This is a genomic window from Metasolibacillus meyeri (assembly GCF_003049505.1).
Taxonomy (GTDB): domain Bacteria; phylum Bacillota; class Bacilli; order Bacillales_A; family Planococcaceae; genus Metasolibacillus; species Metasolibacillus meyeri.
The window spans coordinates 101081-113097 of record NZ_PYWN01000042.1 but is presented as its reverse complement, the minus strand read 5'-3'; the positions used below and the strand labels follow the sequence as shown (position 1 = coordinate 113097).

The window sequence follows — 12017 nt, the reverse complement described above, 5'->3', positions numbered from 1 at the left end:
GAAAAGTCAGATTTATTTTTCGTATTGAATTATTTTAATGCGACGCTAGTGAATTAATATAAAAAATACATTTATTTAAAAAAACAGAAGGTTAATAATATGAACTTAAAAGATTTAAAAAGTAAAAATATTAAGTATGATTGGAAAACTATTTTTGTAGGTGTCCAAGAAAATTATTTTAGTAGAGACATTATTTCTGAATATGCGGTAGAGTTGATGGAGATTGGTGATGAAAGTGAATTTGTTAGTGAACTTGCATGGGGAGTATCTAGTGAAGATTTGGATAAAGTGATGTTAGAAATAAAAACTAATTATTTTCCTCATTTAGATGATGACAGCGCAATATTAGTAGAGGAGAATAGAAAACTTAGATTTGTTTGTTTATCTGAAATAAAAAAAAGATATAAAGAAGATAATGAATTATTAAATAAAATTGCAGAGTTTTATGGAAATCATCACTATCCAGAAGATATAGTGAGTTTTGTTAATTATATGCCTCAAGAAGTCCTAACTACGAAAGAAGATATGGTAAATAGATTTAATAAATTTTTAGAATTAGAGAGAGTGAGATTTAGTTAGCTACTTTGCTTGATTTTAAAAGAAAACAGAAGAACTTAAAAACAAAAAAATCAAACTATGAGCATCTTTAATGGAAAAAACGATGCATATTTTTGAGTTGGTCACCAGACAGATACGTTCCTTTGATGGATGGTTGTGTAGGAGTTTCTGTTTTAACCAAAAGAGCGGATTGAACTGCGCCTCAATTGTTAGACACCATCTAACAATTGGAGACGTAGTTTTTTCTATATTATCAATGATAACATATTAGAGATATAAGATAACCTCACAACAGTCATTATAAATAAAGGAGATGTGGTGAGCCAAATAAGGAAATGCTAGAATTAAAAAATCATACCATAGTGGAAAGGAGAAATCGGATTGGTCGGGGAAGGGTACAAAGAGCGTATTTAAGAACATGGAATTGGGTGCTTTGAGTCAGATTATGAAATTGCACAAGCGTGGGATAGGCTCCAAAAAGGAACCTATAAAAAGAATGATATTGATTTATTAAATCATGAACTTTTTGAATCAAAATTTGAAGGAATATTTAAAAAGACTATATGAAAGCGCATGCTAGAACAGTAGAGTCTCGGCGTCCATGGTATCCACCTGAGGAGGAATAAAAATGGCTTCACATGTTTTGCTATTAAAGGAATATGAAGATAATGAAATTGTGGTTTATAGGTTTGGACCGAATGAAGATATTATGGGGAAAATTGAGTTAAATAAATTTACTAGAAAATTTTCGGAGCTAGAAGCTATTCCAAACAGCAATTTCCCATCTAAATTTTATTATGAGAGGGCTGCTCAAAGATTGGCAGTTTGTCTAGTAAGAGAAGGTGGTATATTTCCAGATAGAACAGCTTTTGAATCCTAGTAACTAAAAAATTCCTTGATAGACTCTATGCTTTTCAAGGTTTTACTAAATAAAGGAATAAAGTGAATGTGCGAATTAGATATCCTTTAATATAAAAGCAAAGTTTTCAATAAAATTTCATTGGCAAATACCTCTAAGCATGTTCAATCAACTGGATTTGCGTGAGAAAATGAAAACAGCACGAGAAATCAACATGTTCTCGCGCTGTGTTTTTATAATAACCCTTGCTCTTTAAATTTCCGCTTTGTTTTGAATGCCATCATAAAAATAATGCACATGACAACGATACAGGCGATAACACCCATGATGCCTGCTTTGTCATATTCTGTTCCTGTTACACCGATAAGCGATACGGAAAATCCGATGCCAATCATTGATAAAATAGCAGCTAATGCATAAATAAACATCACGAATTTTGCTTTATTCACTATTTTTCCTCCAAACTATTTTCTATATTAATTAGTCAATCAATTGACAAAGACAATTAACTATTCTTATGCTATAATATCACAGTTAAACATTCGAAAAAAGAATATGGAGTGGAATAATGACAAACTTACGTCAAGATTTACGTAATATCGCGATTATCGCACACGTTGACCATGGGAAAACAACTTTAGTAGACCAATTATTAAAGCAATCGGGTACATTTCGTTCAAATGAGCAAGTAGAAGAACGCGCAATGGACTCAAATGATATTGAACGTGAGCGTGGGATTACAATCCTCGCTAAAAATACAGCAGTAAATTATGAAGGTACACGCATCAACATTTTGGATACACCTGGACACGCCGACTTTGGTGGAGAAGTAGAGCGTATTTTAAAAATGGTAGATGGCGTATTGCTTGTAGTAGATGCTTATGAAGGCTGTATGCCACAAACACGCTTTGTATTGAAAAAAGCGTTAGAGCAAAATTTAACACCAATCGTTGTTGTCAACAAAGTAGATAAGGATTCAGCTCGTCCAGAAGAAGTAGTGGATGAAGTACTTGAATTATTAATCGAGCTTGATGCAAACGATGATCAATTAGATTTCCCTGTTGTTTATGCATCAGGTGTAAACGGTACAGCAAGCCTTGATTCAAATCCAGCAAATCAAGAAGAGAATATGAAATGTTTATTTGAGCAAATTATCGAACATATTCCAGCACCAGTGGATAATTCAGAGGATCCTTTACAATTCCAAGTAGCTCTTTTAGATTACAATGACTTCGTTGGACGTATTGGTATCGGTCGTGTATTCCGTGGCACAATCTCAGTTGGGCAGCAAGTATCATTAATGAAGCTTGATGGCACAGTGAAAAACTTCCGTGTAACGAAAATTTTCGGCTTCTTCGGCTTAAAACGTGAAGAAATTCAAACGGCTAAAGCGGGCGATTTAATCGCTGTATCTGGTATGGAAGCAATCAACGTAGGGGAAACAGTATGTCCGATCGAGCACCCAGAGGCATTGCCACCATTACGTATTGATGAGCCAACATTACAAATGACGTTTTTAGTAAATAACTCACCATTTGCTGGACGCGAAGGGAAATGGGTAACTTCTTCAAAAATCGAGGAGCGTTTACGTGCACAATTACAAACGGACGTATCGCTACGCGTAGAAGATACAGATTCACCAGATGCATGGACAGTTTCTGGTCGCGGTGAATTACACTTATCAATTTTAATCGAAAACATGCGTCGTGAAGGCTTCGAGCTACAAGTATCAAAGCCACAGGTTATTATTAAAGAAGTGGACGGCGTGAAATGTGAGCCAATCGAGCGCGTTCAAGTAGACGTACCAGAGGACTGTGTAGGTTCAATCATTGAATCACTTGGTACACGTAAAGGCGAAATGCTTGATATGATTAATAATGGCAATGGACAAGTGCGTATTATTTTCAATGTACCTGCACGTGGCTTAATTGGTTATACGACAGAATTCATGTCATTAACGAAAGGCTTCGGTATCATTAACCATACATTCGATTCTTACCAACCAGTTGTACAAGGAAAAGTTGGTGGACGTCACCAAGGCGTGCTCGTTTCAATGGAAAATGGTAAATCAACAACTTATGGTATGATGCAAGTCGAGGACCGTGGTACATTGTTCTTAGAGCCTGGTACAGAAGTGTACGAAGGTATGGTCGTTGGTGAAAATACGCGTGAAAACGATATTACGGTTAACATTACTAAAATGAAGCAAAAAACAAATATTCGCTCTGCGAACAAAGACCAAACGAATGTCATTAAAAAGCCACGTATTATGACGTTAGAGGAAGCACTTGAATATTTAAGTGATGATGAGTATTTAGAAGTAACGCCAGAGTCAATTCGTTTACGTAAGCAAATTTTAGATAAAAACGAACGTGAACGTATGGCGAAAAAGAAAAAATACGCTGAAATGGAGTAATAACGAAAAAGCATCGAGTGTTATGATGCTTTCCGCCCATTAAAGAGAGAAGCAAATCTATTCATAGCAAAGAAGGGGGAGATGAAATGAGAGAGGGGACAAGAGAAGAGGTATTTGCAGATTTAACTGGTATTGTTCGTTTTATTTATGAGTATTCACCGAGCGATACAGTAGCTGGATATTTCGTGTTCTTCTCAGTTTTTATTTTATCTGCAATTGTTTATAAACTAGGATTTTCTAGAAAAATAAAGCTCTGGCAAAATGTTGTTGTGTATTTTTGTTTATTCTTAGGATGTGTAGTTTTAACGTTCTTTGCTCTGTCTTTACCAATGATTGAAGGATTAATAGTTGCAGCTTTGTTTTTAGCTATTTATAAAATTCGTTTGGCACGCGAAAAAACCACATAGATTATTATGAGGAAAGAAATTAATTTCAAAAGCTAAATTATTAATACCTGTGATGCGTAGATAAAGCACTATATTGCTTTATCTACGTTTTTTGATAGACAAAAATAAAGGAACTTCCTTTTACAATTCATTATATATGTATGAGAAGAGTTATTCTTTGGGGTGTCTTGTGTGCGAATTTCAATGTTTAACGGGCGAAAACACGCATTGGTTGGGCGAATTCACCTGTTCGCTGGGCGAATCGTTGCTGTTGAACTAGAGAGTTTAAAAATACGCGCTGCACTGTCTTTTCCTTCAATCAAAAGTATTTTTGGATGGCTTTTTAAGCTAGCGAACACTTTTTTCCTTTAATGCATACGCTACTCTAGATATAACAGTTGTAGGTAAGGAGGTTTGACAATGTTTAGACGGAGGACGATTAGTTTTTTTGTTATGCTGTCGTGCTTGGTGTTTCTTCTATTAGGTGCTTGTAAACAAGAGGAGCTGACGGAAGTTCGAGTTGGAGAAGTGACGCGTTCTATTTTTTATGCGCCACTTTACGTAGCGATGGAGGAAGGCTTTTTTGAGGAAGAGGGCTTAAAGGTTGATTTAAGGACGATTGCTGGTGGAGATAAGACAATGACGGCACTCTTATCTGATGGTATCGATGTGGCACTTGTTGGCTCGGAAACATCGATCTATGTTAATGCACAGGAAGCGAACGATCCGATTATTAATTTTGCGCAGTTAACACAAACAGATGGAACATTTTTAGTAGCTCGGGAGGCTATTGATGATTTTTCATGGGAAATGCTGAAGGGCTCTGTATTTCTCGGCCAACGTAAAGGTGGCATGCCACAAATGGCTGGAGAATATGTGTTAAGGAAGAATGGCATTGATCCACATAATGATCTCGAGTTGATTCAAAATATTGACTTTGCTAATGTGGCAACAGCCTTTGCTTCGGGTACAGGTGATTTTGTGCAACTGTTTGAGCCAACAGCAAGCTTGTTTGAGCTAGAGGGAGTTGGACATATCGTCGCTTCTTTTGGCGCACAATCGGGTCATTTACCGTACACTACTTTCATGTCGAAGAAAAGCTATTTAGAGAAGCAGGCAGCTACTGCTGAAAGCTTTACACGGGCTATACAAAAAGCGCAAAACTTTGTTTATGCAAATAGTGCAGAAGATGTTGCGAAGTTGATTGCTCCGTATTTTGAGAATACGGAACTATCATTAATTGCTACGGTTGTTGAGCGCTACAGAGCACAGGAGTCCTATGCGAAAAATCCTATTTTGGATGAGGCTGAATGGGAGCTGTTACAGGATGTAATTGAGCAAGCAGGCGAGCTACCACGCAGAATGGATTACAATGAGTTTGTGGATACTTCATTTGCTGAGAAAGCAATGAATTAATATGGCGATATTGACAGTACATCATGTTGATCATACGTATTTTTCGCAAGAAGTAGCAACAGAAGTGCTACGAGATATTCATTTCTCTGTAGCACATGGTGAATTTGTTTCGATTTTAGGTGCAAGTGGCTGTGGTAAATCGACATTGCTTTCAATTATCGCAGGTTTACTTGAGCCAACTAACGGTGATGTGATGATTGAAGGGCATAATCAAAATATATCCATCGGCTATATGCTACAGCAAGATTATTTATTTCCGTGGAAAACGATTGAAGAAAATGTCACACTCGGTTTAAAATTATTGAAATACGATGATGTACAGGCAAAAAATACAGCGCAACAATTGTTGCAATCTGTTGGCTTGCCAAACATTGAAAAAAAGTTTCCACGACAGTTATCAGGTGGGATGCGGCAGCGTGTTGCACTCGCAAGAACCTTGGCAGTAGATCCTAAAATATTATTGTTAGATGAACCATTTTCAGCATTGGATTATAAATCGAAATTAAAGCTAGAGGATTTAGTGTGTGCCATGTTAAAAAGCTATGAAAAAACGGCGGTTTTAGTGACGCATGATATTGGTGAAGCCATTGCTATGAGCGACCGGATTATTTTAATGAGTGCAAAGCCAGGCAGGATTCATAAAATTTTCGATGTGCCGCAGGAGCTAGCTGTTTTAACACCATTTGAAGCTCGTACACATGCAAGCTATGGCGCCTTTTTCCAAAGCGTTTGGAAGGAGCTTGAAAGCCTTGAACATTCAACTTCTTCATGAACAATATAAGAAAGCATTAAAAAAAGAGAAACGTCTTGTTCGTTTCTTTCAGTTAGTGATTATTGTAGGCTTTATTAGTTTATGGGAGCTAGCCTCACATCAACGTTGGATTGATCCACTTATTTTTAGTGCACCTTCCAAAGTATGGCGATTATTTATGGAAAAATGGTCAGATGGGACATTAATGCCACACGTCAATATTACATTGTTTGAAACGGTGCTTGGCTTTATTATTGGTACATTACTCGGTACAATTATTGCCGCAATTTTATGGTGGTCGCCATTTTTCTCAAAAATTGCAGATCCTTATCTCGTCGTTTTAAATGCGATGCCCAAAGTCGCGCTTGGCCCAATTTTAATTGTAGCGATGGGGCCCGGTATGCCATCGATTATTACAATGGGTGCAATTATTTCCGTTATTATTTCCACTATTGTGATTTATACCGCTTTTACAGAAGTTGATGCAAATTATGTAAGAGTCTTACAAACCTTTAATGCCAGTCGAGCACAAATTTTTAAAGAAGCAATTTTACCAGCATCTTTTCCAACCATTATTTCAACCTTGAAGGTTAACGTTGGGTTGTCTTGGGTTGGGGTAATCGTCGGCGAATTTCTTGTATCAGCAAAAGGGCTGGGTTATTTAATTATTTATGGCTTCCAAGTGTTTAATTTTAATCTAGTATTTTTAGCTTTAATGATTATCGCAGTGTTTGCTACAATTATGTATCAGCTTGTAGAAATGATTGAAAAGAAGCTTATGAAAGCAAGATGATCAAATGCTTATTTTATATGTCAGCAGGAGACGATGTTAGAGAAGTAGGCTTATGCCAAGAACCTTGGTGTAAGCCTACTTTTAGTATTCGGAGACGCTTTTCTATGTTGTAAAGCGTCTAGTTGTTGCCCAAAAAAGCAGAGCGACCACACTAACAGCTGCGCCAAGTAAGCAAACGCCTTCCCAGCCAAAGTGCGCATACATCTTAGTTGAAGCGATTGACCCACAAGCACTACCAATCGAATAAAATATCATATAGCCGGCAGTTAAACGACTTCGTGCTTCTTCACGCAATGGAAGGATCATCGTTTGATTTGTAACATGTATTGCCTGTACGGCTAAATCAAGTAAGATAATTCCTATAATTAATGCAAGCAATGATTGCTTTGTATAAATGGTAAACAACCATGAGATGGATAAAAGGACTAACGCTATGCCTGTTGTTCTTTGGCCATAACCTTGATCAGCCAATTTCCCTGCATGTGCTGCGGCCAATGCACCCACTACACCTATAAGACCGAAAGCGCCAATTGTGCTATGTGATAGTGCTAATGGAGGCGTGCTTAATGGTAGTACAAGAGAAGTCCATAAAATGCTGAAGTCGGCAAATATCAGCATTGCTAGAACAGAACGAATACGTAATGTTCTTTCTTCAATAAATAATACAAGCACGGACTTTAATAATTGAAAATAGGAAAGTGATGGTTTCATCCGCTCAACATTGGGTAACAGTTTCCAAAAAATTAAAGCCATTAAAAATGTAAGTATTGCAGAAAATAAATAGACAGAACGCCAGCCAGCAATATCTGTTAGAATGCCTGCAATTGTTCGTGCGAGCAATATGCCAATAACAATTCCACTTGTGACGATACCGACAATACGTCCACGTTCTGTAGAGGAAGCCATTGATGCTGCGAATGCTACAATCGTCTGCGTTATAACTGCGAGTAGTCCAACTAAAGCTAGAGCACTGAAAAGCGCAGTGCTAGTAGTAGCGAAACTAACAAAGACCAAAGCTATTGTCGATAAAAGCATCTGCCCAATAATTAACCGACGTTGGTTCAATAAATCTCCAAGTGGTACAAGTAATAGTAAGCCAAGACCATAAAAAATTTGGGTAATCGTAATAACAAAGCCGATAATTGCTTGGTTAATATTAAAATCATGTGCCAATTCATCGAGTAAAGGTTGGGCAAAGTAAATATTAGCCACTGATATGCCACAAGTTATTGCTAACAATAATGTTATAAAGCGGGGTATAGATACTTGTCGTTCCTCATTAGGTATGTGTGTATTGGTATTAGCACAGAGCGTTTTATGTCCTTGCTCATTCATATGGTTTCCTCCATTTATCATTAGTTGTTTACAGATATATAACATACCGTTCGGTAATTTATTTTTCATGCTAAATATATATGTATTTTTTGGATAATGTCAAGGGTTTTAATATTAATTGACGTAAATAATTATTTTTAATACAATTATTACATACCGATTGGTAATGAAAGTTGCCAACTTACACAATGGAGGATATTTAAATGGCAAGAACGCGAGAATTTGATGAGGAATCAGTATTAGATGCAGCAATGCAGCTGTTTTGGGAAAAGGGGTATGAGGCTACTTCTTTAAGCGATCTTACAGCTAGAATGGGAATTCAACGTCCTAGTATTTATTCAACTTTTGGAGATAAAAAAGAATTGTTTGAAACTGCACTTCGCAAATACACTATGGTTCATGCGTCTAAGGTACGAGCTACACTACAAAGTTGTACGTCTGTAAGGCAGGCGTTTGTCAATTTTTTTGAGGAAGTAGTTGCGGCTAAGTATACAGGCGATTTGAATAGGGGATGTTTTTGTATTAATACAATGGTGGAGCTTGCACCGCATGATGAAAGGTTTGAAATCTTAACTAGAGAGCATCAATTATATTTAGGGGTTATTTTTCAAGAAACAATCGAACGAGGCATCCAATCTGGTGAGCTAGAAGCGAATACAAATGCAAAATCTTTAGCACAAACACTTATTGTTACGTTAATTGGCATAACAGTTATGATGAAATCTCAACCACAACGCTCATTTATTGACAATGCAATCACTGCAACACTGACATTGCTAAAGTGATTAGTTTAACTAGTAGTATGAAAAATTATCAATTTTGATGGTGAATAAAAGAATGCATTTTACTTCGAATATAGGTCGCTTATCTAATGAATCTCCTAAAATCGGTGAGGTAGTAAGCTGCTCAATCAAAATACAAATAGCTGTTGAGAAAGACAAAACCTTTCCCAACAGCTACCACTTATAGATTCTGTATATTTAAAGATTAAATAAAAATCATTCTTACATAATTTAAATGAATTAAAATTCCTCATCAAATTTTGAAGAGGTGCGGAAAAATCGGAACTTTCCTGTAGCAATCCTTTTTTCGGTCTCATCGGCAATGCGTGTATAGCATGGATCACACATATACGTATGGATTGGCCGATTACGCAGCTTTTTAGCAAGAGGTAAATCGTCCTCGAGCTGCTGTATGGTATCACAAATGACGCATTTAACACGCATAACTAAATTTCCTCCTATTGAACGCGAATCGCTTCTACATGTGTAATTGGGTGGTTGACGTTTGAGCCATCGGCAAATAATAAGTGGACAGGTCCATCTTCAGTTAATGGCTTGCCATCGTGACTATATTTAAAAATAAGCGTTTTTGCTTCTTCAATTGAAAAGCGATGTTCTTCTCCGTTACGGCATTCAAAAACAACTTCTGTCGCGCCTTCTTTAATGCCAGCATTGTTTAAAAAAGGTTTAATTTCGATGCCAAATGTCCCTGTTAACATGCCTTTGCGGTCGAATTTTCTTTCCGTTTTTAAAGTAGGAGGGAAGACAGCTCCTTCCATAATTTCACGTGACCAGTGTGCGCCAACCTCGCGTAAATATTTTTCATCGTCTTCTTGTGTTGGCTTTTCGTCGAAGTATGTTTTTAAATCGAGTTTGCGGTCATCAAAAATCCAAACTGTTGGGTCAAGTGTTAAAGTATATGTAACAGCACCTTTAATCGGAATTATACCTTGCATCTTTGTGGAATCCTCCTTCTTACTTACATCAAACTATAGTATACCGTTTTTCTAGCTCAATAATCAATTCGTGGTTATTAATTTCCATTAACAAAAAGTAGCTTGCTTATAGTAGTTACCATGGTTTATCATAAGGAAATACGAGAAAAGAGTAGATTGCTTATATAGATACTTGCATTTTTACTCACTAAAAGATAAAATTTATTAATATACAATCCAAGAAATATCAAATAATGGGGGCGTCCTCATGGATACTAAAACACAATCTTCTTTTCAAGAGAAGGCATTAACATTATTACAGGCGGATGCAGAGAAAATTGCCCGCTTAATTAAAGTGCAAATGGATCATTTAACGATGCCGCAATGTCCTTTATATGAAGAAGTATTAGATACACAAATGTTTGGCTTATCACGTGAAATTGATTTTGCTGTGAAGCTCGGCTTAATTGAACGTGAGCAAGGGAAGGAAATTCTTGATTCGTTAGAAAAAGAATTATCTCTTTTACATGATGCGTATACAGAAAAATAAAAAAACTCAAACGCTTTACGCGCTTTGAGTTTTTTTTCTAAACGAGGTTTTTTTAAATGAAAAAATATTTCGCAACGTATTTCCGCAATTTTGATTACCCGCTATTTATTACATATATTTTATTATGCTTATTTGGACTTGTCATGATTTATAGTTCTAGCATGATGGTAGCGATTATGGAACTCAGACCTCCAGATTATTATTATGCAAAGCAATTAACAAACTTAAAATTTGCAGCAGTCGCATTTTTATTTGGGGCATTTTTTCCTTATAAACATTATAGTAATAAAATGATCCTTGTGATGATGATGATTGTGATGGCAATTTTATTATTTTGGGTTACTTTTTTCGGAGTAGGTAAAGCCGAAACGGGATCGCAAAGTTGGATTTCATTATTTGGTCTTATGAATTTCCAGCCTTCTGAATATGCAAAATTATTCGTCATTCTTTATTTAGCCGGCTCGCTTTATAAAAAAGGATTAAAGGAAAATGCCATTCAAAACGTGCAGCCAAATGATATTATTTATCCAATCTCGATATGGCTGTTAATTTTATTTAGCGTTGGGATGGAAACAGACTTAGGAGCTGTTGCAATTATCGGAGTGATTGCGATGTCTATCCTTATATTTAGCGGTATTCGAGGTAAAACATTAGGAAAGTTTGCAGCGGTATTTGGCATTTTTGGCACGATTATTATCGGTGCTGTGTTAATCATTAAAGATGATATTTTGAATGCCAGTCGGATGGGACGCTTTTTAGTTTTAAAAAATCCATTTGAATATGCTGATGGTTCTGGGTATCAAATTGTGAATGGCTATTTGGCAATCGGGGCCGGAGGGCTTGAAGGTCGAGGGCTCGGACAATCCATTCAAAAGCTCGGTTATTTGCCACACCCAGAAACCGATTTTATTATGGCCATTATCGCTGAGGAGCTTGGGATATTTGGTGTAACAATTGTTATTGCTGGACTCGCCTTTATTGTTTTAAGAGGTTTATATATTGCTATGACCACAAAGGACCCATTAGCACGAATGATTGCTGGTGGGATTGCTGTATGGATTGGCTTTCAAGCATTTTTAAATTTATCGGGTTTATCAGGGATCTTCCCTTTAACCGGTGTTACGTTACCATTTATTAGCTATGGTGGTACGTCAATACTGATACTATCGTTAGCGATGGGAATATTAATCAATATTTCTATGTACTATAAATTTGATAAGCGTAAGCAATCATAGG

The 12017-nt window shown here is 36.6% G+C and carries 14 protein-coding genes; 10 read left to right on the top strand and 4 right to left on the bottom strand.

The annotated features are described in order from the left end of the window. Positions 1-99: 99 nt before the first annotated feature. On the top strand, positions 100-579 hold the full coding sequence (locus C9J34_RS07845) for a DUF2247 family protein (RefSeq protein ID WP_107839305.1): 480 nt from the start codon (positions 100-102) through the stop codon (positions 577-579). 607 nt (positions 580-1186) lie between these two features. Further along, complete coding sequence (locus C9J34_RS07835; protein ID WP_107839304.1) at positions 1187-1438, top strand: hypothetical protein; 252 nt, start codon at positions 1187-1189, stop codon at positions 1436-1438. Positions 1439-1650: 212 nt separating this feature from the next. Here C9J34_RS07835 and C9J34_RS07830 read toward each other — a convergent pair whose 3' ends face one another. Next, positions 1651-1866 (bottom strand): DUF5325 family protein, encoded by a 216-nt coding sequence (locus C9J34_RS07830; protein WP_107839303.1) that lies wholly within the window; start codon positions 1864-1866, stop codon positions 1651-1653. A gap of 119 nt (positions 1867-1985) precedes the next feature. Between C9J34_RS07830 and typA the strand changes: the two genes are divergently transcribed. The 5 genes from typA to C9J34_RS07805 all read left to right on the top strand — a co-directional run bounded on the left by typA (position 1986) and on the right by C9J34_RS07805 (position 7179). Continuing rightward, positions 1986-3833: a translational GTPase TypA gene (typA, locus tag C9J34_RS07825; RefSeq protein ID WP_107839302.1), complete on the top strand. Its 1848-nt coding sequence runs from the start codon at positions 1986-1988 to the stop codon at positions 3831-3833. Between the two features lie 86 nt (positions 3834-3919). Continuing rightward, a complete protein-coding gene (locus tag C9J34_RS07820) occupies positions 3920-4240 on the top strand; it encodes a YlaH-like family protein (protein ID WP_107839301.1) in 321 nt (106 codons plus the stop codon). A gap of 399 nt (positions 4241-4639) precedes the next feature. After that, positions 4640-5635 (top strand): ABC transporter substrate-binding protein, encoded by a 996-nt coding sequence (locus tag C9J34_RS07815; RefSeq protein WP_107839300.1) that lies wholly within the window; start codon positions 4640-4642, stop codon positions 5633-5635. 1 nt (position 5636) lies between these two features. After that, the gene (locus tag C9J34_RS07810; RefSeq protein WP_107839299.1) at positions 5637-6407 is read left to right on the top strand and encodes an ABC transporter ATP-binding protein; all 771 of its coding nucleotides are present in this window, start codon (positions 5637-5639) and stop codon (positions 6405-6407) included. Continuing rightward, positions 6343-7179 (top strand): ABC transporter permease, encoded by an 837-nt coding sequence (locus C9J34_RS07805; RefSeq protein WP_107839308.1) that lies wholly within the window; start codon positions 6343-6345, stop codon positions 7177-7179. The genes C9J34_RS07810 and C9J34_RS07805 overlap by 65 nt, the downstream gene beginning before the upstream one ends. Positions 7180-7281: 102 nt before the next feature. Here the strand turns inward: C9J34_RS07805 and C9J34_RS07800 are convergent, their stop codons facing one another. Further along, a complete protein-coding gene (locus tag C9J34_RS07800; protein ID WP_238600593.1) occupies positions 7282-8514 on the bottom strand; it encodes an MFS transporter in 1233 nt (410 codons plus the stop codon). A gap of 203 nt (positions 8515-8717) precedes the next feature. Between C9J34_RS07800 and C9J34_RS07795 the strand changes: the two genes are divergently transcribed. Further along, entirely contained in the window at positions 8718-9299 is a 582-nt protein-coding gene (locus C9J34_RS07795) for a TetR/AcrR family transcriptional regulator (RefSeq protein WP_107839297.1), read from the top strand. A 237-nt stretch (positions 9300-9536) separates the two neighbouring features. Here the strand turns inward: C9J34_RS07795 and C9J34_RS07790 are convergent, their stop codons facing one another. Continuing rightward, positions 9537-9740, bottom strand: coding sequence for a YlaI family protein (locus tag C9J34_RS07790; RefSeq protein WP_107839296.1), 204 nt, complete (start codon positions 9738-9740; stop codon positions 9537-9539). A 14-nt stretch (positions 9741-9754) separates the two neighbouring features. Next, positions 9755-10252: a hypothetical protein gene (locus C9J34_RS07785; protein WP_107839295.1), complete on the bottom strand. Its 498-nt coding sequence runs from the start codon at positions 10250-10252 to the stop codon at positions 9755-9757. A 247-nt stretch (positions 10253-10499) separates the two neighbouring features. On the opposite strand from C9J34_RS07785, the gene C9J34_RS07780 reads away from it, so the two are divergent. Together C9J34_RS07780 and C9J34_RS07775 are read left to right on the top strand one after the other, a co-directional pair. Next, positions 10500-10781, top strand: a complete 282-nt coding sequence (locus C9J34_RS07780; protein ID WP_107839294.1) for an Fpa/YlaN family protein — start codon at positions 10500-10502, stop codon at positions 10779-10781. A 56-nt stretch (positions 10782-10837) separates the two neighbouring features. Next, a complete protein-coding gene (locus tag C9J34_RS07775) occupies positions 10838-12016 on the top strand; it encodes an FtsW/RodA/SpoVE family cell cycle protein (protein ID WP_107839293.1) in 1179 nt (392 codons plus the stop codon). The last annotated feature ends 1 nt before the right edge of the window (position 12017 follow it).